Raw genomic sequence first — 25,013 nt, 5'->3', positions numbered from 1 at the left:
TTTCAGCCGTTCATGCCCGAGCACCCTAAGGAGGGAAGGACCGTCTTGGCCGCCTCGTCCGGATCGTTCGTTCACCTGCACAACCACACCGAGTACTCCATGCTCGACGGTGCCGCCAAGATTTCTCCGCTGTTCGCGGAGGCGAAACGGCTGGGGATGACGGCGGTCGGCATGACCGACCACGGAAATATGTACGGCGCCTCGGAGTTCTACAACTCCGCCAAGAGCGCCGGCATCACCCCGATCATCGGTATCGAGGCCTACATCGCGCCGGCCTCCCGATTCGACACCAAGCGCGTGCTCTGGGGTGATCCGGGCCAGAAGGGCGACGACGTCTCCGGCTCGGGCGCGTACACGCATATGACGATGGTGGCCGAGAACGCCACCGGTTTGCGCAACCTGTTCAAGCTCTCCAGCCTGGCCTCCCTGGAGGGGCAGCTCGGCAAGTGGGCGCGAATGGACGAGGAGATCATCGCCCAGTACGCCGAGGGCATCATCGCCACCACCGGCTGCCCCTCGGGCGAGGTGCAGACCCGCCTGCGCCTGGGCCACGAACGCGAAGCCCTCGAGGCCGCCGCGAAGTGGCAGGAGATCTTCGGTAAGGACAATTTCTTCCTCGAGGTGATGGACCACGGTCTGTCCATCGAGCGCCGGGTCCGCGAGGGCCTGATCAATGTCGGTAAGCAGCTGGACATCCCGGCGCTGGCCACCAACGACTGCCACTACGTCACCAAGGATCAGTCGACCAACCACGAAGCGCTGCTGTGCATCCAGACCGGCAAGACGCTCTCGGATCCGACCCGCTTCAAGTTCGACGGTGACGGCTACTACCTGAAGTCCGCCGAGGAGATGCGGGCGATCTGGGACGCGGAAGTGCCCGGCGCCTGCGACAACACGGTCGCCATCGGCGAGCGCATCCAGTCCTACGACGACGTGTGGGCGTTCAAGGACCGCATGCCGGTCTTCCCCGTGCCCGCGGGCGAGGATCAGGATTCCTGGCTGCGCAAGGAAGTCGAGCGCGGCCTGGATCGCCGGTTCCCGAACGGGGTGCCCGAGGAGTACTTCTCCCGCGCCTACTTCGAACTCGACGTCATCAAGCAGAAGGGCTTCCCAGCCTACTTCCTCGTCGTCGGTGACCTCGTCGAGCACGCCAAAGAGGTCGGCATCCGGGTGGGCCCCGGTCGTGGTTCGGCCGCCGGTTCGCTGGTCGCCTACGCGCTGGGCATCACCAATATCGACCCGATCCCGCACGGCCTGCTGTTCGAGCGGTTCCTGAATCCGGAACGCCCGTCCGCCCCCGATATCGATATCGACTTCGACGATCGCCGCCGCGGCGAGATGGTCCGCTACGCCACCGAGAAGTGGGGCAGCGACCGGGTCGCCCAGGTGATCACCTTCGGCACCATCAAGACCAAGGCCGCCATCAAGGACTCCGCGCGCGTCCTGTTCGGCCAGCCCGGCTTCGCCATCGCCGACCAGATCTCCAAGGCGCTGCCGCCGCCGATCATGGCCAAGGACATCTCGGTGGCCGGCATCACCGATCCGGATCACGAGCGCTACAAGGAAGCCGCCGAGGTCCGCGAGCTCATCGGCAACAACCCCGATGTCGCCAAGATCTACGAGACGGCGCGCGGCCTGGAAGGCCTGATCCGCAACGCGGGCGTGCACGCCTGCGCGGTCATCATGTCCTCCGAGCCGCTGATGGACACGATCCCGATCTGGAAGCGTGCCCAGGACGGCGCCATCATCACCGGCTGGGATTACCCGTCGTGTGAGGCCATCGGCCTGCTGAAGATGGACTTCCTGGGTCTGCGCAACCTCACCGTCATCGGTGACACCCTGGACAACGTCAAAGCCAACCGCAGCCTCGATCTCGACCTGGACAATCTCCCCCTGGACGATCCGGCCACCTACGAATTGCTGTCCCGCGGTGACACGCTGGGCGTCTTCCAGCTCGACGGCGGCCCCATGCGCGACCTGCTGCGCCGCATGCAGCCGACCGGCTTCAACGACATCGTCGCCGTGCTCGCGCTGTACCGCCCCGGTCCGATGGGCATGAACGCCCACAACGACTACGCCGACCGCAAGAACAATCGCCAGCCGATCAGCCCGATCCATCCGGAGCTGGAGGAGCCGCTCAAGGACATCCTGTCCGAAACCTATGGTCTGATCGTCTACCAGGAACAGATCATGTTCATCGCGCAGAAGGTCGCCTCCTACTCGATGGGTAAGGCCGACGCGCTGCGTAAGGCCATGGGTAAGAAGAAGCTCGAGGTGCTGGAGGCCGAGTACAAGGGTTTCCGCGAGGGCATGATGAACAACGGCTTCTCCGAGGCCGCGGTGAAGGCCCTGTGGGACACCATCCTTCCGTTCGCCGGCTACGCGTTCAACAAGTCGCACGCCGCCGGGTACGGCCTGGTCTCGTTCTGGACCGCCTACCTCAAGGCCAACTACCCGGCCGAGTACATGGCCGGCCTGCTCACCTCCGTCGGTGACGACAAGGACAAGGCGGCGGTCTACCTGTCGGACTGCCGCCGCCTCGGCATCACCGTGCTGCCGCCCGATGTCAACGAGTCCGAGCTGAACTTCGCCTCGGTCGGCACCGATATCCGCTTCGGTCTCGGCGCGGTCCGCAATGTCGGCGCGAACGTGGTGGCCTCGATCCTGTCGGCGCGCAAGGAGAAGTCGAAGTACACCGACTTCTCCGATTACCTGAACAAGATCGACGCGGTGGCCTGCACCAAGAAGGTCACCGAATCCCTGGTCAAGGCGGGCGCTTTCGATTCGCTCGGGCATCCCCGCAAGGGCCTGCTGCTGATCCACTCCGACGCCATCGACGCGGTGATGACCACCAAGAAGGCCGAGGCGATCGGTCAGTTCGACCTGTTCGGCGGCTTGGACGCCGACGAGTCGATCTCCTCGGTGTTCAATGTCGCGGTCCCCGACGACGAATGGGAAACCAAGCACAAGCTCGCCCTGGAGCGGGAAATGCTGGGCCTCTACGTCTCCGGCCATCCGCTCAACGGCGTCGAGCACGTGCTGGCCGCCCAGGTCGACACCCAGATCCCGGCGATCCTGGAGGGTGACGTCTCCGACGGCGCCCAGGTCACCATCGGCGGCATCCTCGCCTCGGTGAACCGGCGGATCAACAAGAACGGCCTGGCCTGGGCCTCGGCCCAGCTGGAGGATCTCACCGGCGGCGTGGAAGTGCTGTTCTTCCCGCAGTCGTACTCGGTCTACGGCATGGACGTGGTCGAAGACGCCGTGGTGCTGGTCAAGGCCCGGGTCTCGGTCCGCGACGACCGCATCTCGCTGATCGCCAACGACCTGGTCGTCCCCGACCTGTCCTCGATCGGCGTGGCCAAACCGCTCTCGGTCATCCTGACCACCCGCATGTGCACTCCAGACAAGGTCGGCGAACTCAAGCGCGTCCTCTCCCGCCACCCCGGCACCTCCGACGTCCACCTGCGCCACGTCGGCTCCCGCGAGAAGACCACCCTGCTCAAACTCGACGACAGCCTGCGCGTCACCCCGTCCTCGGCGCTGATGGGCGACTTGAAGGCACTCCTGGGCCCGGGCTGCCTCGGGGTATGACAACGATCGGCTAGCAGCCGGGGGGAGTTCGCCGCAGCGATCGCCCTCGCCCGGTTCACGCAGGACGTGCGGCTGGTCCTGGTGAACGCGGTGGATCAGCGCGTCGCGAACCATGCGAATTCGGTGGTCATCCGGCGGATCCTGGGCGCGGACACCACGCTGTCGGATTCGCACAATCCGGCTCGGATCGCCACCGTCCTGCACAGTTTCAAGCACTCCAACAAGATGTACGTCCAGCTGGTCCTGATCGTCTTCATCGGGGGTTCCCTCGATATCGCGCTCTCGTTCGTGGTGGTCGGCAGTTACGTCGATTGGACGGTCGGCGCGGCGGTGATCGGCTACGGCGTCCTCACCACGTGGCTGACGTTGCGCGCCAACGACGTCACCGCCAAGTATCTGGACAAGGCGCAGCGCAAGGGCAACGAGTCCGCCAATCTGCTCGGCAACATGCTCGGGAACGTGGTGTCGCTGAAGGTCTTTCGGGGTGTCGAATGGGGAGTCGGCCTGAACGACCGCTATTTCCGGGAGTCGCGCCAGGCCTGGAACGACTTCTCCAACCGGCGGATCAAGTTCGGCTCCTTGCAGAGCGTCCTGATCTTCGGGCAGTACCTGATCGTCTTCGGACTCCTGATGTGGCAGGACGGCGGCATCCGGCTGGCCGAACTCGTGGTCCTGGTGATGGTGCTCACGCAACTGAACCGGCCGTTCGAGATGATCGCCTCGGCCTTGCGCGACTTCGTGATCGCGAAAAGTATGGCCACACCGCTCCAGGACCTTCTCGATGAGCACCCGCCGCCGCCGGAGGACGCGACGGCGATGCTGCCGAGCGACGGTGCGCTCGAGGTGATCCTCGAGGATGTCGGTTACCGCTACGAGCCCGGCTCCACGCCGGTGGTCACCGAGGTATCGGCGATCTTCGCCACGGGGCGGATGAATTTCCTCGTCGGTCCCTCGGGCGCCGGCAAGTCCTCTCTGATGGAAATTCTGCTGGGCACCCGCCGGAATTACACCGGGTCGATCACGGTCGGTGGCGTGGAACTCTCGACGCTGCGGTCGGAAGACTATTGGCGCGCGATCGGTTACGTTCCGCAGGATCCGATGATGATGAACGCGAGTATCCGCGAGAACGTGCTGTTCGGGCGGACATTCCCGGATCGGGAGATCGTGGCCGCGCTCGAGTCGGTCGAATTCGGGCCGAAGCTGGCGAGTCTCGACGCCGGCCTGGACTTCGGAATCGGGGAACGCGGAGCGCTGCTCAGCGGCGGCGAGCGGCAGCGCATCGCGTTGGCGCGCGCCCTCATCGGCCGGCCGCGGCTGCTGTTGCTCGATGAGCCGAGTTCGGCGCTGGACGAGGCTACCGAGCGCGGCATCTTCACCCAGCTGCGGGCGCATGCGCGCGACACGACGATCATCGCGATCACGCACCGCACCGGCCTGATTCAGCCGTCCGACCTCGCGGTGCCGCTCGGCAGCTCAGCGGCGCGGGAAGCGGTCCTGGCGGTCGGGCGCTAGGGCGCGACCGCGACGCCCAGGGTCAGGGCGGCGACGGGTTTGGGGCCGTCGGCGTAGAACTCGTCGGCCTCGCGGATCTGGAAGCCCGCCTTCTCGATCAGCTCGCGGATCGGCCGGTTCAGGTTGCAGCCGCCGGCGCAGGCCTTCTGGATCGGGTTGAGGCGGTGCTGCCACTTGCGGACGCTCGCGTCGGGGGCGAGGCCGTGTTCGACGAAGTGGAAGGTGCCGCCGGGGGCCAGGACTCGGCGCACTTCGGTGAGGGCGGTGGCGACGTCGGGGATGGTGCACAGGGTCCAGGTCGACAGGGCCGAGTCGAAGCTGTTGTCGCCGAAGGGGAGTGACTGGCCGTCGAGCCCGGCCCGCTCGATCGGGACGGTGGCGCGCGCGAGGCGCTTTCCGGCCAGCTTCCAGCCGAGGTCGGCGGGTTCGACGGCGCTGATCGACTCGACGGCGGCCGGGTAGAACGGCACGTTTAAGCCGGAGCCGAACCCGATCTCCACCACGCGCCCGTGCAGTCCCGCGCAGGCGCGCTCGCGCTGCGGATCGTTGATTCCCATGCCGCAGGCCACCTCGACGAGTCGCGGCACGATCTGATCGCTGTAGATTCCCACGTCCCCACTGTCCCAGTCCGGCGCGGCCGGTGCCAGGGGGAAGACCCTGAGATCGGCCGGACCGGCGCGGCCGTGCGATGCTGACGCGGTGACTGGGTTCGAGGTGTGGGCGCCCGCGGCCGAGCTGGTCCGGGTGCGGGTGGCGGGGGAGACCCACCCGATGACCGCGCACGCGGGCGGATGGTGGCGTGCCGAGATCGCGGCGGCGCCGGGCCAGCGCTACGGCTTTCTGCTCGACGCGGACGAGACGGTGCTGCCGGACCCGCGGTCGCCCCGCCAGCCCGAGGGCGTGCACGCGCCCTCGGCGGTGCACGCCCTCGATCCGGCGGCCTGGACCGACGCCGGATGGACCGGCAGGCCACTGCCGGGCGCGGTGTTCTACGAGCTGCACATCGGCACGTTCACCACCGAGGGCACCTTCGACGCGGCCATCGAACGCCTCGATCACCTGGTCGACCTCGGTATCACGACGGTCGAGCTGATGCCGGTCAACGCCGTCGACGGCACCCACAACTGGGGCTACGACGGCGTGCTCTGGTACGCGGTGCACGAACCCTACGGCGGCCCGGACGGCCTGCAACGGTTCGTGAACGCCTGCCACGTCCGGGGATTGGCGGTGGCGCTCGACGTCGTCTACAACCACCTCGGCCCATCCGGCAACTACCTGCCGCGCTTCGGCCCGTACCTGACCGACGGCCGCAACACCTGGGGTCAGAGCCTCAACCTGGACGGCCCGGACTCGGATCCCGTGCGCCGCTTCATCATCGACAACGCCCTGTGCTGGTTCCGCGACTTCCATATCGACGCGCTCCGCCTCGACGCGGTGCACGCCCTCGTCGATCGGACCGCCACCCATCTGCTCACCGAATTGGCCACCGAGACAGCGACTCTGGCCGCACACCTGCGCCGCCCGCTGACCCTGATCGCCGAGAGCGACCTCAACGATCCCCGCCTGATCACCCCGCGCGCGGCCGGCGGTTACGGACTGACCGGACAGTGGAACGACGACCTGCACCACGCCATCCACACCGCCGTCTCCGGCGAAAGGCAGGGCTACTACGCCGATTTCGGCGCCCTGGCCACCCTCGCGCAGACCTACACGCACGGCTTCTTCCACGCCGGAACGTATTCCAGCTTCCGCGCCCGCAGGCACGGCCGCCCGATCGATCGAGATCTGTTCCCCGCCAGCGCTTTACTGGCCTACACCTGCAATCACGACCAGATCGGCAACCGTGCCCTCGGCGATCGCCCGAGCGCCTACCTCACCGACGGTCAACTCGCGGTCAAGGCGGCGCTGGTGCTCTTCTCGCCGTACACCCCGATGCTGTTCATGGGGGAGGAGTGGGGCGCGCGCACCCCGTTCCAGTTCTTCACCTCCCACACCGATCCGGTGATCGGCGCGGCCACCGCCACCGGCCGCAAGGCCGAATTCGCCGAGCACGGCTGGTCCTCCGAGGACGTGCCCGATCCACAGGACCCACAGACTTTCCTGCGCTCGAAACTGGACTGGCGGGAAGCCGTGAACTCCGAGCTCCTGGCCTGCTATCGCGCGCTGATCGCGCTGCGCCGCACCAGGCCCGAGATCACCGACCCCTGGCTGCCGCGGGTGCGGGTCGAGGTAGACGAGGCCGCAGGCCGGGTGATCGTGCACCGCGGGCCGCTCCACCTGCTGTGCAACCTGTCGGCCGAACCGTCCGAGTTCCCACTGTCCGGCGCCGAATTGCTGTCCTGGCGGCCGGTCGGCCGCGGCCCGGCGCACACGCTGCTCGCACCGCATTCCTTCGCCATCATAGAAACCGACCGGACGGCATGTTCGTAAATTGTTACCGCTCAAGACAATAACTGTCCGAGACGGACATTGCCGGACATGATCTCCGCCATTACCGTTGAGTAATGAGCAACGTGGCTTCGTCCGGAGAACTATCGGCCCTCCCGGCGGGTGTGGGCGGTTCGGCCGCCGCCGAATTCGGTCCGCTGGTCAAGGCCTTCGCCCGTACCTTCGGACATCGCCGCGACGCGGGCGCCGGGCTGGTCGTGCGGCGCCACGGCGAAACCCTGGTCGACATCTCCACCGGTTCGGCCGCCGGGCAGCCCTGGACCGGGGACACGGGCTCGATCATCTTCTCCGCCACCAAGGGCATCGCGGCCACGGTCATCCACCGCCTGGCCGATCGCGGGCTCATCGATTATCACGCCCCGGTCGCCGAGTACTGGCCCGAATTCGCCGCCAACGGCAAGGGCGCCATCACTGTCGCGCAGGTGCTCACGCACAGCGCGGGCCTGTCCGGAATCAGCACGCTGGCCACCCAGGCCACCGAGGTCCTCGATCACGAGCTGATGGAACAGCGACTAGCGGCGGCGAAACCCGATCACCTGCTGGGCTCCCCGGCCTATCACGCGCTCACCCTGGGCTGGCTGCTGGCGGGCCTGGCCCGCGCGGTCACCGGGCAGAGCATGGCCACGCTGTTCCGCACCGAGGTCGCCGAGCCACTGGGCACCGACGGCATCCATCTCGGCCGCCCGCCCGCCGAGTCCCGGACCACCTACGCGCCGCTGGCCGGCAATCAGCTCGCGCTGCTCGGCGCTCCGCTCGGCGCGCTGCTGCTCGGCCGTTCGCACGGCTTCCCCGGCGCGGCGGGCGCGGCGGCGCGCGCGTTGTTCATGCCCGGCATGGAAAGCATTCTGGCGGGCGAATTCCCGCCGATCCTGGCCACCGAGCTCGCGGCGGGCAACGGCGTGTGCACCGCGTCCGGCCTGGCCACGCTCTACGGCGCGCTGGCCGAGGGCCGCGCGCCCGACGGGCAGCAGTTCCTGTCCCCGCACACGGTCAAGTCGATCCGCCGGATCCGCAGCTACAAGGTCGACCGCACGCTGTTCTACCTGCCGATGATGTGGCACCTCGGCTACCACTCGCTGCCCACGGCGGGCGCGCGCGGCGGCTTCGGCCACATCGGGCTCGGCGGCTCGTTCGGCTGGGTGGAACCGCGCCTCGGCCTGTCGGTCGGCTTCGTGCACAACCGGCTCACTCTGCCGCAGATGGGCCTGGACCAGGTGTCGGCCATGTGGCTGTTGCCGCTGACCATGAACTGCTTGCGCGGGAGCCGACGGGTCGCCGTCGTGCAGCCGCCGCGCGAGGCCGCAGCCTGATACCCGGCCGCTCGGCCCGAGTGGCAGCGGGCCGAGCGGCGTTACGTCAGGTCAGGTAGCGGTAGGCCGGCGAACCCGGTTCCAGCCGCTCGTGCTGAATCGGTGACTCCCGCATCCGCTCCAGCAGCGCGACCAGCCCCTCCGGCGCGCCCAGTTCGATGCCGACCAGCGCCGCCCCGGTCTCCCGGTTGTTGCGCTTGACGTATTCGAACAGGGTGATGTCGTCGTCCGGGCCGAGCACCTCGTTGAGGAAGCGCCGCAGCGCGCCCGGCTCCTGCGGGAAGTCCACCAGGAAGTAGTGCTTCAGACCCCGGTGTACCAGCGAGCGTTCGATGATCTCGCCGTAGCGGGACACGTCGTTGTTGCCGCCGGAGACCAGGCACACCACCGTCGACCCGGGCGCCACCTCGACCTCGGCCAGCGCCGCGACCGCCAGCGCGCCGGCGGGCTCGGCGATGATGCCCTCGTTCTGGTACAGGTCGAGCATCGCGGTGCAGATCGCGCCCTCGTCGACCTGCATCACCCGGAAAGATCCTGCGCCGGTAGCGGTTTCGGTACTGGTCAGCAGGGGGAGCGAGGCGTGCGAGCGGGCCCGCCCACCGAAACCGGTGACCGCCGCGTACGGCAGCTCGCCGATGCGGCGCACCGCGGCCCCGTCGACGAACGGATCGATCTCCGGCAGCGTCACCGGGCCGCCCGCGACCAGCGCCGCGGTCATCGAGGCGGCGCCGCCCGGCTCGGCGGCCAGGATCGCGGTGTGCGGCGCGCGCTCGCGCAGGTAGGTGCCGACGCCGGCCAGGCAGCCGCCGCCGCCCACCGGCACGACCATGAGATCCGGTGCGGCACCGAGCTGTTCGAGGACTTCGGCGGCGATGGTGCCCTGCCCGGCGGCGGTACGCGGGTCGTCGAACGGGGGCACCATGGTCGCGCCGGTGCGCGCCACGTCGTCGGCGGCCGCGGCGGCCGCGGCGTCGTAGGTCTCGCCGATCGCGATGAGTTCGACGAACTCCCCGCCGTGCACCCGGATCCGGTCGCGCTTCTGCTTGGGCGTGGTGGTCGGGACGTAGATGCGGCCCCGGATGCCCATCGCCTGGCAGGCGAAGGCCACGCCCTGCGCGTGATTGCCCGCGCTGGCCGCGACCACGCCGGCGGCGCGTTCGGCGGCGGTGAGCTGCACGATCAGGTTGTAGGCGCCGCGCAGCTTGTAGGAGCGCACCGCGGTCAGGTCTTCCCGCTTGAGGTAGACCTGCGCGCCGGACAGCGCCGATAGCCGGGCACTGAACTGCAGCGGGGTCGGCTCGATAATGTCGGAAATTCGCTTGGCGGCCGCGTCGATCTCGTCCGCGCTGAGCGCAGGACGAGAACTGGACAGATCGTCGATCACCTCGAGCGGATTAGACACCCGAAATATGCTGCCACCCGCCGCGTCGGGCGGACGCGGCGGGTGGGGAGAACAGGTTGACGCGGTTACTGGGGCGTAAGCACGAAAACCGGAATCTCGCGGGTGGTCTTCTTCTGGTAGTTGGCGTATTCCGGCCAGACCGCCACGGCGCGCTTCCACCACTGGGCCTTCTCGTCGCCGGTGACCTCGCGCGCGATGTAGTCCTTGTTGGTGGTGCCGTCGCGCAGTTCGACCTGCGGGTTGGCCTTGATGTTGAAGTACCAGACCGGATGCTTGGGCGCGCCGCCCAGGGAGGCCACCACGGCGTATTCGCCGTCGTGCTCGACCCGCATCAGCGGGGTCTTGCGCAGCAGGCCGGTCTTGGCGCCCTTGGTGGTCAGCAGGATGACGGGTTTGCCCTGTAGTGCCGTGCCGTCCGTGCCGCCGGAGTTCTCGTAGGTCTCGGCCTGCTCACGGGCCCAATCGGAGGTGCTCGGTGCGTAATCTCCTGTAAGTGGCATAACCGGGAAAACGTCTCCGGGGCCGATGGTGTTCCCGCGATTGTCTGGTTGCCCACATCGTTAAATGTTCGGTGGACCGAACTTCACTGTCCGTATATCCTGAAGACATGAAGACGGTCTACCCCCACACGGTCGATATCGCGGGTTCCGCGTGGCCGGTGTTCAAGCTCGAGGCACTCGCCGCGGGCCTGGTGGCCGGTCTGATCTTGGCCCTGGTCCTCGGCTCGCTGCAGGTGGCGGTGCTGGTCGGCGCCGCGGTAGCGGCCGGCCGCTGGGCGCTCGGTTCGCGGCGTTCGAGCGTGCCGCGCGGTGCCGATCGCGTACTCGCCGCGCACTGACCTCTCAGTCCAGCGCCAGCGCGGGCAACTCGCCGCGCGACACCACACCCAGCTTCGGATACGCCTTGTACAGGTGATGGCCCACGGTGCGCGGGCTCAAGAACAGCTGCGCCGCGATATCCCGGTTCGACATGCCCTGCGCCGCGAGCCGCACGATCTGCAACTCCTGGGGTGTGAGCGCGGCCAGGATCCCGGCGGCCGGGCGGGCCGTCGCGCCGACGCCGAGGGCGGCGAGTTCGGTTCGGGCGCGCTCGGCCCAGGGGGTCGCGCCGAGCCGGTCGAATGTTTCGACCGCAGGCTGTAATTGATTGCGCGCGTCGACCTTTCGGCGGGTGCGCCGCAGCCATTCGCCGAAGAGCAGCTGGGTGCGCGCGTGCTCGAAGGGGCGTCCGCCCAGTTCGAGCGCGGCGTGAAAGTGCTGTTCCGCTTCGGTATCGGCACCGGTCAGCGCCCGGCACCGCTGGACAAGCGCGCCGACCCAGGGCTGCGCAGATCGGTCGGACCATGCTTCGAGGCGGGTCAACGCGTCACCGGCCCGCTCCGAATTCCCCAGTCGGACAGCCGCTTCGACGAGATCGGGCAGGGTGCGCAGGCCGATCACGTGATGCGCGGCGGGCTCAACGGCGAGCAGTTCGAACCGGGCCAGCGCGCTGTCCACCTTGCCCTGACCGAGGTCGAGCAGGCCGAGTGCCGCGTAGGTCCAGGTCGCGCCGGGTGCGTCCGCGCCGCCGAGTTCCCCGGCCAGCGCCTGCTCCACCAGCGCGCGGCACTGCTGCTCGTCACCCGCCAGCGCCGCCAGATAGGCCAGGCACGCCGACTGCTGGCTGACCCAGTGCGCCTGCCCGATGTCCTGGGCGATCCGCAGCCCCTCGGTCGCCGCGAGCCGCGCCTCGGTGGGCCTGCCGAGATAGATCTCCGCCTCGGCCCGGAAGAACAGCAGCGTCGGCAGCAGCCCGAGACGGCCCTGGTCGCGGCACTCGGCGATCAGCTCGCGGGCCAGCTCGGTGACCTGATCGTCCTGACCGACCACCAGACCCGCACCGCACATCTGCACCAGATCCCGCGGACTGTCCGCCCCGGCGCTCCGGGCCAGCGCGGCGGCCTCGCGCAGATCGGTGGTGTACCGGCCGTCGATCGCGGCCGTGGTGTAGCGGGTGATGTGGGCCAGCGGCTCGGTGTCGGGCAGTGCCAGGGCGTTCAGGTGCGCGGCGACCTCCGCGAGTTCCTCGGCACCCAGATACCAGGCGGCATGCACCGCCTGGGCCAGCATGCGGGCCGCGCGCACGGGCTCCGCGCCACGCACCGCCGTCGCGGCCTCGAGCAACCGGCGATGCGCCGACAATGGTTTGCCCGCACCGAAATCCGCTGTCGCGCGGACGAGATCGAGGCGGGCGCGCAACAAAAGCGGTGCCTGAACGTCACTGATATCGCGTGCTGGCGGAAGTATGGCGGCGGCACGTTCGGCCAGATCCCCCGCGCGCCCCAATTGCCCCGCCTCGGTGGCGGTTTCGGCCGCCGCGACCAGGCGGCGTACCCGCCCGCCGGAGTCGGTGCTGAGCCCGGCGGCGCGTTCGTAGGCGGTGACCGCACCGGAGTAACCGGTGCGGCGGCGGGCCCGGTCCGCGCTGTGTTCCAGTGCGGTGGCGGTGTTCTCGTCCGGTCCGGTGGCCGCGGCGGCGAGCTGCCAGGCGCGCAGGTCGGCATCCTCCGGCGCGGTGAGGGTTTCGGCCAGGGCCGCGTGCGCGGCCAGGCGCTGGGCCAGCGGCGCGCCCTGATACACCGCCGAGCGCAGCAGCGGATGCCGGAAGCCCAGGGTCTGCCCGTCGGTGCGCACCAGCCCGGCGTCGGCGGCCGGTTGCAGATCGGCCAGGCCGCTGCCGAGCGCTGTACCCGCCCGCAGCACGGTGGCGAGCTCGTCACTGCCGGCCGCGGCGGCCACCAGCAGCAGGGTGCGAGTGGCGGCGGGCAATCGGCTGACCTGCCCGTGGAAGGCGACTTGCAGACGCTGGGTCAGCGGCAGTGGATTCGGCCCGGCGCCGGGCGCCTCCGCCACCAGCACCGCCGGAAGTTCCAGCAGCGCCAGCGGATTCCCGTAGGCCTCGGTCAGCAGCCGATAGCGCACGGCGGGCGCGAGATCCGGGGCCCGGCTGTCCACCAGCGCGGCCGCCGCGTCCTGGCGCAGGCCGGTCAGCGGCAGTTCCGGCAGTCCCGGCGCGGGGAAGTCGCGCTCGCCCGCCCGGGTGGCGAAGATGACCACCACCCCTTCGGCGTCGAGGCGGCGCGCCACGAACAGCAGCGTCTCCGCGGAGGCCCGGTCCAGCCAGTGCGCGTCGTCGATCAGGCACAGCAGCGGCCCGTCGGTGGACTCCTCGGCCAGCAGCGAGAGCACCGCGAGCCCGACCAGCATGCGGTCGGCGGGCGCGCCGTCGCCCAGGCCGAACGCGGCCGCGAGGGCGCCGCGCTGCCGGGCGGGCAGGGTCTCGGTCAGGGCCAGGCCCGGGCGCAGCAGCAGGTGCAGCGCCGCGAAGGGCAGTTCGGCCTCGGACTCGATGCCGGAGCTGCGCACCGTCGGGATGCCCTGGGCGGCGGCGTGATCCAGCAGCGCGGTCTTGCCGATCCCGGGCTCGCCGCGCACGATCAACGCGCCACTGCGGCCTTCGCGTGCTCCGATGAGCAGCCGATCGATCTCGGCCTGTTCGGCTTCGCGTCCGTGGAGCATGTCCACACCGTAGCGGTGTCATGCCCCGTTGACGTGCGCCTCCCGGTCGGCCGGACCGTCCACACGCCGTCGATTCCGGCTCGGTCGTCGGCGAGCCGACCGGTTCGTCGTGTGTCACTACTCGGTCGATTTCCGGAAAGCCCTGGCTTTGCCGAGTTTTTTTCGGTAAGTCATTAACGAACGCTGCGAGACTTCCGATGATTCGGGTAGTCGGGTACGCAGGTTTCGAAGGGGATCAGAGGGGACGATTTACCTATGAAACGCCTGGTCGTGTGCTGTGACGGCACGTGGAAAGCCGAGAACAGCGAGACGGTCTCGAACATCATCAAGATCGCGCAGTCGGTCCGGCCGCACGCGCCGGGTCCGGATGGTGAGCAAGTCCGCCAGCACGTCATCTACGTATCCGGCCCCGGCGCACGGGGATTCACCGCCGATCGGCTCTTCGGCGGCGCGTTCGGGCTGGGCCTGGAGGCCAATCTGTCCGCCGCCTACTGGCAGGTCGCGGTCAACTGGGAGCCCGGCGACGAGATCTTCGTCTTCGGCTTCAGCCGCGGCGCCTACACCGCCCGCAGCCTGGTCGGATTGATCGACCGGATGGGCATCATGACTCCCGAGTCGATGATCGGCGGCTTCTACCCGAAGGGTTTCGAGATGTACCGGCGGCGCGGCAAGAGCCGGGTGCGGTGGTGGCGCAAGCCGCCGACCGAGCCGGACTGGCGCGATTTCCGCGCCGAGCACAGCCACCCGCCCTTCGACATCGACTTCATCGGCGTCTTCGACACCGTCGGCGCGCTCGGCGTCCCCGGGCTGACCGCGTGGCGGCACCGCTTCCACAACACCGATCTCTCCGAGCGGGTGCTGTGCGCGCGCCAGGCGCTGGCCATCGACGAGCGGCGGCGCAACTTCGAGCCATGCCTGTGGCAGGTGCCGGTCGAATTGGAGCGGAAATACCGCCGTATAAAGCGCAGCGGGAACGACCGGGTCAAGCAGGTCTGGTTCGAGGGCGTGCACAGCGATATCGGCGGCGGATACGCCGAGTGCGGCCTGTCCGACATCACCCTGCGCTGGATGGTCGGTGAGGCCGAGGCCGAAGGCCTGGCCTTCGACCGGATCCGCCTCGACGAGCTCTCCGAGCGTTGCGCGGGCAAGGAGAAGCACCTGCTGCGGCACAACTCGCTGGGCCCGGCCTACCTGGTGCTCAACGCCCTGCGCACGCTGCGCGGCGTGATCAGCGGGCTCGGCCCGCGCGGCAAGATTCCACCCCGGTTCTACTGGAACTCGTGGCGCCGGCTGCGGGTCAACAACGACCACGGCGTCCTGCTGGCCTCCTCGGTCGACGAGTCCGCCGGCTACGAGCCCTACAACCTGCGGCAGTGGCAGAACGATCTGGGCGGCGCGTTCCCGGCGGAGCTGGTGGAGAAGATCCCGGCCACCGACGCGACCACGGTCACGCCGGACTGCGCGCTGTCAGGAGCGGACCAGCAGGGCGACGGGCAGTCGAGCGAATACCTTCTCGAGCCGGGTCCGGCCCGCGAAGGTGTGGCCGGTGAGCCGGTCGGTCCAGGTGCCCTGCGGTAGCTCCAGCGTGGTGTCGGCCCAGCCGCTGTCGGCCAGGCCGACCGAATGCCGGGTGGCCGCGACCAGCACCTCGGCCGGCTCGCCCACCCGCCCGCGGGTGTAGGCCACCAGCCGGCGCGCCTGCTCGCCGGTCGCGAACAGCGGCTGATAGGTGCCGCCGACGAAGCACTCCGGGCGTTCCCGGCGCAGCCACAGCGCGTAGGCCACGATCCACATCTTGGCCGCCCCGCTGGTGTCCAATCCCGGTGTACCGGTGAGCGATTGCAGCATGCCGGTGCGGGCCGAGAAGTCGACCGGGCGCCGGTTGTCCGGGTCGACGAGCGAGTCCTCCCAGAGTTCGCAGCCCTGGTAGAGGTCCGGGATGCCGGGCCCGCACAGCTGGAGCAGCTTCTGCGCCAGCGAATCCGACCAGGCGTGCGGGGCCAGGTCGTGGGTCAGATCGCTGAGTTCGGCGCCGACCGGGCCGTCGATGACCGTGTCGATCCAACTGTGCACCGCCGTCTCGAAGTCGGCGTCGGGGTCCTCCCAGCAGGACGCGGTGCCCGCCTCGCGCACCGCTTTCTCCGCGAACTGGTGCAGCCGCTCGCGCAGGCCCGGCACCGAGGAGGCCGGGCGGCCGTCGGCGGGCCACACGCCGAACATGTTCTGTAGCAGGAACAGTGCGGTGGAGCCGTCGGGCGCGGGCGCCATTTCCAGCCAGGAGTCGACCGCGCGGGACCAGGTGCCGCCGACCTGCGAGAGCAGCCCGATTCGGGCCCGGACGTCCTCACCACGCTTGGTGTCGTGGGTGGACAGCGTGGTCATGGCGGCCGGCCAGCGCTGCGCGCGGTCGATGTTGGCGAGGTGGAACTCGTTGAGCGAGTGGCCGAATCGCACCGGATTGCCGCCCACCTCCTGCAGCGACACCAGCCGGGCCGCCCGATAGAACATGGTGTCCTCGACCGCCTTGGCGGTCATCGCGCCGCACACCTGACCGAACCGCACCGCCGCCTCGCCGTCGGCGCCCAGCGCGGCCACCAGCACCGAAAGCGGCGCGGTGAGTTCGGTATTGCGCCGCTCGACCTCGGCGATGATCGCACCGGTCATGCCCGCGAGCGGCGCGTACTCCACCCGGTAGACCGGCATGAAGGCCAGCACCTCGATGGTGGCGTTGGTCAGCGCCAGGGTGTCCGAATCCGGCACGCCCGCATCGCGTTTGATCGCCTCCACCAGCCGGCGTAGCTCGGGCGCCAGAATCGTCTCCGCGACAGCGCGTTTGATGCGGTGCTCGGTCTCGCCGAACCAGGCGCGGTCGCTGCCGTGGCCCGCGACGCGGCGTGACAGCTCGGTCAGCGCCTGCTCGCCCGCCGGGTCGATCAGCACGCCGCCGAGCCCGGCCAGTGCGTCGTAACCGGTGGTGCCGTCCACCGGCAGCGTGGGATCCAGCGGTTCTCGGTTGGCCAGGATCTTCTCCACCAGCAGCAGTCGGTGCGGGCCGATCAGCTGCCGCAGCCGGGCCAGATACGCACTCGGATAAGCCAATCCGTCCGGATGGTCGACCCGCACGCCGTCGATCAGATCGTGCTCGCACCAGGCCGCGAGTTCGCGGTGGGTGGCCTCGAAGACGTCCGGATCCTCCTGCCGCAGCGCGGCCAGGCTGCTGACCGCGAAGAACCGGCGATAGGTGCACAGCCCCGACTTCCAGCTGACCAGGCGGTAGTGCTGCTTGTCGTGAATGCGCAGGGCGTTGTCGCCGTCGGTGTCCGGTGCGATCGGGAAGCGCAGCTCGCCCAGCGCCAGCATGGGTTCGGACCCGGTGCGGTCCACCGTCAGCTTGGCCGGATCGTTCTCGCTCTGCAGCACCGGCAGCGCCAGCCGCCCGCCCGCGCCGTTGCCCGCGCTCCAGTCGATATCGAAGTAGTGCGCGAACTTCGAGTCGCGGCCGCTGCGCAGCACGTTCCACCACCACGGGTTCTGCCGCGGATCGGCGACGCCGACATGGTTGGGCACCAGATCCACGATCAAACCCATGCCGCGGCTGCGCACCTCGTCGGCCAGGGCCTTGAAACCGAGCGGCCCGCCGAGTGCCGCCGAGACGGTGGTCGGGTCGGTGACGTCGTACCCGTGCGTGGAACCGTGCGCCGCGGTCAGGATCGGCGACAGGTACAGGTGCGAGATACCCAGCTGCTGCAGGTATTCCGCGATCGCCCGGGCGTCGGCGAAGGTCAGCGCGTCCGGCCGCAGTTGGAGCCGGTAGGTGCTGCGGACCGAGGTCGGCCGGGCCCGGTTGTGCGGGCGTTGCAGCGGATCGGTGTTGTTGGTCATAGGCGTTATGCGGGCCGGGCGAGGACGAGCAAGCAGCGGGCAGGGACGGCGAGCGTGGCGGCCGCCGGATAGGTGGCCTCGGTGTATCCGTCGGGCACCGAACAATCCAGTGCGACAGACCATTCGGCGCCGTAGTCGGCGCCGGGGATGACGAAGTCGACGTCGTGGTCGTGGGCATTGAAGCACAGCAGGAAGGAGTCGTCGGTAATGCGTTCCCCGCGTGGGCCCGGCTCCCGGATGCCCTGGCCGTTCAAGTACACGGTCAAAGCCCTGGCGTAGCCGCTTTCCCAGTCCGCGGCGGTCATCTCCTCGGCCCCCGGTGTGAGCCAGGCGATGTCGTGCACGTCGTCCCCGGATTGCGCGGGCCGGCCGGATAGGAAGCGGCGGCGCCGGAACACCGGATGCTCGGTCCGCAGCGCGATCACCCGCCGGGTGAACTCCAGCAACTCCGCATTCGTCTGCGCCAGTGACCAATCCATCCAGGCCAGTTCCGAGTCCTGGCAGTAGACGTTGTTGTTGCCGTGCTGCGTGCGGCCCAGTTCGTCGCCGTGCGCCAGCATCGGGGTGCCCTGACTGAGCACCAGCGTGGCCAGCAGATTCCGCGACTGCTTGGCGCGCAACGCCAGAATCTCCGCGTCCTCGGTCGGGCCCTCGACGCCGCAGTTCCAGGAGCGGTTGTGGCTTTCGCCGTCGCGGTTGTCCTCGCCGTTGGCCGCGTTGTGTTTCTCGTTGTAGGACACCAGGTCCCGCAGCGTGAAGCCGTCGTGCGCGGTGATGAAGTTGATGCTGGCGCTGGGGCGGCGCCCGGTCGCCTCGTAGAGATCCGAGGAGCCGGTCAGCCGGGAGGCGAACTCGCCCAGCGTCGCCGGCTCACCGCGCCAGTAGTCGCGGACCGTGTCGCGGTACTTGCCGTTCCACTCGGTCCACTGCCCGGGGAAGTTGCCGACCTGATAGCCGCCCTCGCCGACGTCCCACGGCTCGGCGATCAGCTTGACCTGGCTGACCACCGGATCCTGCTGCACCAGATCGAAGAACGTCGACAGCCGGTCCACGTCGTGCAGTTCGCGGGCGAGTGTGGCGGCCAGATCGAAGCGGAACCCGTCGACGTGCATGTCCAGCACCCAGTACCGCAGCGAGTCCATGATCAGCTGCAAGGTGTGCGGATGGCGCACATTCAGGCTGTTGCCGGTGCCGGTGTAGTCGACGTAGTGCTCGGGGTTCTTCTCGTCGAGCCGGTAGTAGGCGCCGTTGTCGATGCCGCGGAAGCCGATGGTCGGCCCGAAGTGATTGCCCTCGGCGGTGTGGTTGTAGACCACGTCGAGGATCACCTCGATGCCCGCGGCGTGCAGATCGCGCACCATCGCCTTGAATTCGGTGACGGCCGCGCCGCCGCGCGGGCTGGCCGCATACTCGTTGTGCGGTGCGAGGTAGCCGAAACTGTTGTAGCCCCAGTAGTTTCGCAGCCCCTGATCGAGCAGGATCCGGTCGTGCAGGAACTGGTGCACCGGCATCAGCTCGATCGCGGTGACGCCCAGCGCCTTCAGGTGCGCCACGATCGCGGGGTGCGCGATGGCCGCGTAGGTGCCGCGCAGCTCCTCGGGAATGTCGGGATGCGTCATCGTCATGCCCTTGACGTGCGCCTCGTAGAGCACCGTCTCGTGGTACGGCCGATTCGGCGGGCGGTCCGCGCCCCAATCGAAGAACGGGTTGATCACCACGCCGGTCATGGTGTGCCCCAGCGAATCCAGGCCGTAGGTGTGCAGCGACGGATCGTTGCCGAACTCGCCGTCGAACGCCTTGCCGTACGGATCGAGCAGCAATTTGCTCGGATCGCAGCGCAGGCCGCGGTCCGGGTCGTAGGGGCCGTGCACCCGGAACCCGTACCGCTGGCCGGGACCGATGGTCGGCAGATAGGCATGCCAGACGTAGGTGTCGACCTCGTCGAGGGGCACCCGTGTCTCGGTGCCGTCCTTGGCGATCAAGCACAGCTCGACCGCGTCGGCGACTTCGGAGAACACCGAGAAATTGGTGCCCGCGCCGTCGAAGGTGGCGCCTAGGGGATACGCGGTGCCCGGCCAGACACCCAGCGGTGCCACCTCACCGGGAACTGCGTCGGGCTGGGACATATCTTCGACCCTATCTGGAGCGGTAGCGGTCGTTGTGCGGGGTGGTTGCCGTCACTTCGGGCCGAGGGCGCGTCGCCAGGTCTGGCCGATCAGGTCGTGGCCGAAGCTGTGGTGCGGCGCCGATTCGACCAGCTCGAATCCCGCGCGCTGATAGATCTGGCGGGCGGCGGTCAGGATGTCGTTGGTCCACAGCACCATCTCGGTGTACCCGGCCGCGGTGGCGAAACGCAGGCAGGTCTGGACCAGCGCCGAGCCGACGCCCAGGCCGCGGGCGGAAGGTTCGACGAGCAGCAGCCGCAGCCGCGCGGTGCCGGCGTCGTCGGCGACGCAGAACACCGCGCCCACCGGGGTGCCGCCGGCCTCGGCGATCCAGGCGCGCTCGCGCTGCTCGTCGTGTGCGTCGAGGAAGTCGGCCACGATCTTGGTGACCAGCGTCTCGTAGCTGGTGTCGAAGCCGTACTCGGCCGCGTACAGGGCGGCGTTGCGCTGGATCACCCAGCCGTAGTCGCCCGGCTTCGGTGCGCGGATCGTGAGCGGGGGAGCCTCGGCCGGTGCCTCGGACCGGTCCAGGATCTGCTGGATCGTGGACATGGCGCGGATCAGTTTCGCGCGGTCCGCGGGCAGGTGCGGTTCGAGCAGCCGGCGCACGTCGGTGCCGGAACGCTGGTTCAGCATCGCGAACTCGGCGCGGCCCCGGTCGGTGAGCCGCACTTCCTGGCGGCGCGCGTCGCTGCTCGAGCGACTGCTCTCGATCAGTCCCCGCTTCTTGAACCGGGTCAGGATGCGGCTCAGGTAGCCGGGGTCCAGGCCCAGGTTCTTGCGCAGTCGCAGGGCCTCGGTCGAGCCGGATGTAGCCAGTTCGAACAGGATTCGGGCCTCGGTGAGGGAATACTCGGTGTCGACCAGACCCTCACGCAGTACGCCGATCACCTCGGTGTAGCGGCGGTTGAAGGCTCGCACGGCGGCGATATCGGCGGCCGAGGCTCCCGTGGTGACGGTCATGGTGTGGCTCCCAGATGTTTGACTCGGTCAAAGAATAAACGGCGAACGGAGAGCTCGTTGGATAATCCAGGTGTTCGACCTCGCGGCTGGCCCGCGAATTCGACCGGGCGGCTTGATATTTCACGCGATTCCGGTCGCCGGAGCCGCCGGGCGCGCTCGTGTTCCCGGAGCTCCGGTGGTAACTTGAACGGCGTTCAAGCCGTCTCGGGAGGCCGGGGCGGGTCACTTGCACCGCGAGGATTCCTGTGGCACTGACCCCTGATGAGATCACCGCCATCGACGCCAAGCATGTCTGGCACCCGTACGGCGGCTTTCCCGCGACGACCGAACCGCTGGTGGTCGCGAGCGCTTCGGGCACGCGCCTCACCCTGGCCGACGGCCGCGAGCTGATCGACGGGATGAGCTCCTGGTGGGCCGCGGTGCACGGCTACCGGCACCCGGTGCTGGACGCGGCGCTGGTCGAACAGTCCCAGCGGATGAGTCACGTGATGTTCGGCGGCCTCACCCACGAACCCGCCGCGCGGCTGGCCGAACTGCTCGTCGAACTCACGCCCGCCGGCCTGGACAAGGTGTTCCTCTGCGATTCGGGCTCGGTCTCGGTCGAGGTCGCGGTGAAGATGTGCCTGCAGTACTGGCGCGCGCTCGGCAAGCCCGGCAAGCGCCGCCTGCTGACCTGGCGCGGCGGCTACCACGGCGACACCTTCAGCCCGATGAGCGTCTGCGACCCCGACGGCGGCATGCACGCGCTGTGGACCGACGTGCTGGCCGAGCAGGTCTTCGTGCCCATGCCGCCCGCCTACTACCAGCCCGGGTACGTGGCCGAGCTGGAGCGCGCGTTCGCTGAGCACGCCGACGAACTGGCCGCCGTCATCGTCGAACCGGTCGTGCAGGGCGCGGGCGGGATGCGCTGGCACGACCCGCGCTACCTCACCGACCTGCGCACACTCTGCGACAAGCACGGCGTGCTGCTGATCTTCGACGAGATCGCCACCGGCTTCGGCCGCACCGGCGAATTCTTCGCCGCCGACCACGCCGGGGTCAGTCCGGACGTGATGTGCGTCGGCAAGGCGATCACCGGCGGCTACCTGACCCTGGCCGCCGCCCTGTGCACCTCGCAGATCGCCGAGACCATCAGCGCCGGCCACGGCGGCCTGATGCACGGCCCCACCTTCATGGGCAATCCGCTGGCCTGCGCCGTCGCGGTCGCCTCGATCGAACTACTGCTGCAACGCGATTGGCGGGCCGAGGTCGGCCGCCTCGAATCCGAACTGCGCGCCGGCCTCGCTCCCGCACGTGACCGGCCCGGCGTCCACGAGGTGCGAGTACTCGGCGCGATCGGCGTCATCGAACTGGAACAGCCGGTCGACATGCGCTCCGCCACCGACGCCGCGGTCGCCGCAGGCGTCTGGATCCGGCCGTTCCGCAACAACATCTACGCGATGCCGCCGTTCATCAGTAGTACCGAGGACATCGCGGCGCTCTGCGCGGGGATGCTGGCCGCGGTCGACGCGCAAGCTGGTCCTACCGCCTGATTTCCGTTCGGGCTGCCAACCTGAACGCCGTTCAAGTAAGGTGTCTAGCTGTGACTACCGATCCGCTGAGCTGGTTGGACGAGCGCGCAGACGCGCGGGTGAGCGCTGGGCTGCGCCGGGAACTGCGACCGCGGCCCCCGTTGTCGCCGTCGATCGATCTGGCATCCAATGACTACCTCGGGCTGGTACGCCACCCCGACGTAGTCGAGGGAGCGATCGACTCCGTGCGGCGCTGGGGCGCGGGATCGACCGGTTCGCGCCTGGTGACCGGCAGCACCGCCGAGCACGAGCAGCTCGAAAAGGAACTGGCCGAGTTCGTCGGCGCGGAGTCCGGGCTCGTCTTCTCCTCCGGGTACACCGCCAACCTCGGGATCGTCACCGCGCTCGCGGGGCGCGGGGCCTTGGTGGTCTCCGATTCCGGTAGTCACGCTTCGCTTGTCGACGCGTGCCGGTTGTCGCGGGCCCGCGTCGAGATCGCGGCGCACTGCGACGTCGACGCGGTCGACCGCCTGCTGGCGGAACGCACCGAGGAGCGGGCGCTGATGCTGACCGATTCGGTGTTCAGCGCCGACGGCGACTTGGCTCCGCTGGCGGAGCTGCATCGGGTTACCCGGGCCAATGGCGCGGTACTGATCGTCGACGAAGCCCACGGCATCGGCGTGCGCGGCGACGGTGGTCGCGGCTTGGTGCAGGAGGTGGGGCTGGCGGGCGAACCCGACCTGGTCATCACGGCGACCCTGTCCAAAGCGCTTGCCGCGCAAGGCGGGGCGGTGCTGTCCAGCGAGCGGGTTCGCGCGCACCTGATCGACGCGGCGCGCACGTTCATCTTCGATACCGGTCTCGCGCCCGCGGCAGTCGGCGCGGCGCGGGCCGCGCTGGGACTGCTGCGGCGCGAACCCGAGATGGCCGCCCGAGTGCTGGAGCGCGCGGCCGATATCGCACGCATCGCCGGGGTTTCGGCACCGTCGTCGGCCGTGGTCTCGGTGGTACTGGGTAAGGCACAGGTCGCTTTCGACGCGGCCCAGGCCTGCCGTGCCCGTGGCCTCGACGTCGGCTGCTTCCGCCCGCCGTCGGTGCCGGAGGGCACCTCCCGGCTGCGGCTCACCGCCCGCGCCAACCTGACCGCGGCGGAACTCGACGTGATCGCGGCCGTGCTCGGCGAGGTCCTGGCCGCGGCGCGTGGCCTGGAAGCGGTGTCGGCATGACCGTCCTCCTGGTCACCGGCACGTCGACCGACGTCGGCAAGACCATCGTGACGGCCGCGCTCGCGGCGACCGCGACGGCCGCGGGACTGTCCGTAGCGGTCTGCAAGCCCGCGCAAACCGGTGTCGCGCCGGGTGAACCCGGGGATCTGGCCGAGATCGAGCGGCTCAGCGGTGTCAGCCGGCTGGTCGAATTCGCCCGCTACCCCGAACCGCTCGCGCCGGATACGGCCGCCCGTCGGTGCGGTCAGCCGTTGCTCACGCTGGAGGAGACGGTGACCGGCGTGAAGGCGCTCGGTGACGCCGACCTCACCCTGGTCGAAGGCGCCGGGGGACTGCTCGTCCGGATCGGCGACTTCACGCTGCTCGAGGTAGCGCGCGCACTCGGCGCACCGGTGCTCCTGGTCGCGGCCGCCGGCCTCGGCACCCTCAACCACAGTGAGCTCACCACTCGGATGCTGGCCTCGGCCGGGGTTCCCTGCGCGGGGCTGGTCATCGGATCCTGGCCGGACGCACCGGATCTGGCGGCCGAGTGCAATCGGACCGATCTGCCGCGGGTGACCGGAGTCGATCTCGTCGGCGCCGTCCCGGCCGGCGCGGGCCGTTGGGACCGGGCACGGTTCACCGCAACGGCTCCGGAGTGGTTCCAACCGGGCTTCGTGGACCGGACCTTGTCTGCCGTTCACTAAAACAGGTGCCCTGACCAGCGGATTTGACTTCGCGTCCACCGGCACGTAACTTTTATCGAGTCAGAGCGACGCGGACACCGACCTAGAGCCCAAGGGCCTGGGAAACGAGGTAGTACGAGGAGCGCCTGGCAGATCGCACTAGCTCGACTGGATGCCCGGATTTGGTTCTGGGTTGAAGGCTGAGCTAAGCTGTTTAAAGTTGCCTCACTGAAACCCCCGAGAGATCGAGTGGCGGATGTGTGTGCGTGTGTTCTTTGAGAACTCAATAGTGTGTCGATGAATGTCAGTGCCAATAATTTATTGGTGCCAGCCATTTCATACCCCCCGGTTGGGATGGTTGGACATTGAAATATCAGCAAACTTTTGCTGGTGTTTGGCTTTGCTAGGTTTTCGGACTCTAGTTTATTCTTCCGATTAGCTCTTTCGAGAGTTGGTTGAGAGTCTTCAACGGAGAGTTTGATTCTGGCTCAGGACGAACGCTAGCGGCGTGCTTAACACATGCAAGTCGAGCGGTAAGGCCCTTCGGGGTACACGAGCGGCGAACGGGTGAGTAACACGTGGGTGATCTGCCTTGCACTTCGGGATAAGCCTGGGAAACTGGGTCTAATACCGGATATGACCATTGAATGCATGTTCGGTGGTGGAAAGATTTATCGGTGCGAGATGGGCCCGCGGCCTATCAGCTTGTTGGTGGGGTAATGGCCTACCAAGGCGACGACGGGTAGCCGACCTGAGAGGGTGACCGGCCACACTGGGA

Annotated in this window: 16 protein-coding genes and 1 rRNA gene; 10 read left to right on the top strand and 7 right to left on the bottom strand. The window is 68.7% G+C overall.

Annotated features, from left to right (window positions below):
• The first annotated feature begins 45 nt into the window (after positions 1–45).
• On the top strand, positions 46–3,594 hold the full coding sequence (dnaE, locus tag AB0H76_RS28245; protein WP_357329985.1) for a DNA polymerase III subunit alpha: 3,549 nt from the start codon (positions 46–48) through the stop codon (positions 3,592–3,594).
• 66 nt (positions 3,595–3,660) lie between these two features.
• Positions 3,661–5,106, top strand: coding sequence for an ABC transporter ATP-binding protein (locus AB0H76_RS28240; RefSeq protein WP_357329983.1), 1,446 nt, complete (start codon positions 3,661–3,663; stop codon positions 5,104–5,106).
• Here AB0H76_RS28240 and AB0H76_RS28235 read toward each other — a convergent pair.
• Positions 5,103–5,717, bottom strand: a complete 615-nt coding sequence (locus AB0H76_RS28235; RefSeq protein WP_357329981.1) for a class I SAM-dependent methyltransferase — start codon at positions 5,715–5,717, stop codon at positions 5,103–5,105. The genes AB0H76_RS28240 and AB0H76_RS28235 overlap by 4 nt on opposite strands.
• Positions 5,718–5,805: 88 nt before the next feature.
• On the opposite strand from AB0H76_RS28235, the gene treZ reads away from it, so the two are divergent.
• On the top strand, positions 5,806–7,536 hold the full coding sequence (gene treZ, locus AB0H76_RS28230) for a malto-oligosyltrehalose trehalohydrolase (protein WP_357329979.1): 1,731 nt from the start codon (positions 5,806–5,808) through the stop codon (positions 7,534–7,536).
• A gap of 74 nt (positions 7,537–7,610) precedes the next feature.
• Entirely contained in the window at positions 7,611–8,864 is a 1,254-nt protein-coding gene (locus tag AB0H76_RS28225; protein ID WP_357329978.1) for a serine hydrolase domain-containing protein, read from the top strand.
• A 46-nt stretch (positions 8,865–8,910) separates the two neighbouring features.
• Here AB0H76_RS28225 and ilvA read toward each other — a convergent pair whose 3' ends face one another.
• Together ilvA and AB0H76_RS28215 are read right to left on the bottom strand one after the other, a co-directional pair.
• A complete protein-coding gene (gene ilvA, locus AB0H76_RS28220) occupies positions 8,911–10,266 on the bottom strand; it encodes a threonine ammonia-lyase IlvA (protein WP_357329976.1) in 1,356 nt (451 codons plus the stop codon).
• A gap of 65 nt (positions 10,267–10,331) precedes the next feature.
• The gene (locus tag AB0H76_RS28215) at positions 10,332–10,766 is read right to left on the bottom strand and encodes a nitroreductase family deazaflavin-dependent oxidoreductase (RefSeq protein WP_357329974.1); all 435 of its coding nucleotides are present in this window, start codon (positions 10,764–10,766) and stop codon (positions 10,332–10,334) included.
• 107 nt (positions 10,767–10,873) lie between these two features.
• Between AB0H76_RS28215 and AB0H76_RS28210 the strand changes: the two genes are divergently transcribed.
• Positions 10,874–11,104 carry a hypothetical protein gene (locus AB0H76_RS28210; protein WP_357329972.1) on the top strand — a complete coding sequence of 77 codons (231 nt, stop codon included), beginning with the start codon at positions 10,874–10,876 and terminating at the stop codon, positions 11,102–11,104.
• A gap of 4 nt (positions 11,105–11,108) precedes the next feature.
• Here the strand turns inward: AB0H76_RS28210 and AB0H76_RS28205 are convergent, their stop codons facing one another.
• On the bottom strand, positions 11,109–13,823 hold the full coding sequence (locus AB0H76_RS28205; RefSeq protein WP_357329970.1) for an AAA family ATPase: 2,715 nt from the start codon (positions 13,821–13,823) through the stop codon (positions 11,109–11,111).
• A gap of 255 nt (positions 13,824–14,078) precedes the next feature.
• Here AB0H76_RS28205 and AB0H76_RS28200 point away from each other — a divergent pair, with 255 nt between their 5' ends.
• Positions 14,079–15,401: a DUF2235 domain-containing protein gene (locus AB0H76_RS28200; RefSeq protein ID WP_357329968.1), complete on the top strand. Its 1,323-nt coding sequence runs from the start codon at positions 14,079–14,081 to the stop codon at positions 15,399–15,401.
• On the opposite strand, the gene treY is transcribed toward AB0H76_RS28200, so the two are convergent.
• The 3 genes from treY to AB0H76_RS28185 are packed head-to-tail and all read right to left on the bottom strand — an operon-like array spanning position 15,291 to position 20,833.
• On the bottom strand, positions 15,291–17,705 hold the full coding sequence (gene treY / locus AB0H76_RS28195) for a malto-oligosyltrehalose synthase (RefSeq protein WP_357329966.1): 2,415 nt from the start codon (positions 17,703–17,705) through the stop codon (positions 15,291–15,293). The genes AB0H76_RS28200 and treY overlap by 111 nt on opposite strands.
• A gap of 5 nt (positions 17,706–17,710) precedes the next feature.
• The gene (gene glgX / locus AB0H76_RS28190) at positions 17,711–19,831 is read right to left on the bottom strand and encodes a glycogen debranching protein GlgX (RefSeq protein ID WP_357329964.1); all 2,121 of its coding nucleotides are present in this window, start codon (positions 19,829–19,831) and stop codon (positions 17,711–17,713) included.
• Positions 19,832–19,882: 51 nt separating this feature from the next.
• Positions 19,883–20,833 (bottom strand): helix-turn-helix domain-containing GNAT family N-acetyltransferase, encoded by a 951-nt coding sequence (locus tag AB0H76_RS28185; protein ID WP_357329962.1) that lies wholly within the window; start codon positions 20,831–20,833, stop codon positions 19,883–19,885.
• Between the two features lie 245 nt (positions 20,834–21,078).
• Between AB0H76_RS28185 and AB0H76_RS28180 the strand changes: the two genes are divergently transcribed.
• The 4 genes from AB0H76_RS28180 to AB0H76_RS28165 form a co-directional block, all read left to right on the top strand.
• Complete coding sequence (locus AB0H76_RS28180) at positions 21,079–22,365, top strand: adenosylmethionine--8-amino-7-oxononanoate transaminase (RefSeq protein ID WP_357329960.1); 1,287 nt, start codon at positions 21,079–21,081, stop codon at positions 22,363–22,365.
• Between the two features lie 50 nt (positions 22,366–22,415).
• On the top strand, positions 22,416–23,570 hold the full coding sequence (locus AB0H76_RS28175; protein ID WP_357329959.1) for an 8-amino-7-oxononanoate synthase: 1,155 nt from the start codon (positions 22,416–22,418) through the stop codon (positions 23,568–23,570).
• Positions 23,567–24,256, top strand: coding sequence for a dethiobiotin synthase (gene bioD / locus AB0H76_RS28170; protein ID WP_357329957.1), 690 nt, complete (start codon positions 23,567–23,569; stop codon positions 24,254–24,256). The genes AB0H76_RS28175 and bioD overlap by 4 nt, the downstream gene beginning before the upstream one ends.
• 444 nt (positions 24,257–24,700) lie before the next feature.
• Positions 24,701–25,013: ribosomal RNA gene (locus AB0H76_RS28165) — 16S ribosomal RNA — on the top strand; the annotation flags it as partial.

It is taken from the genome of Nocardia sp. NPDC050712 (assembly GCF_040654295.1).
Classification (GTDB): Bacteria; Actinomycetota; Actinomycetes; order Mycobacteriales; family Mycobacteriaceae; genus Nocardia.
The sequence above is the reverse complement of the archived record's forward strand: the minus strand, read 5'-3'. Positions and strand labels throughout refer to the sequence as shown.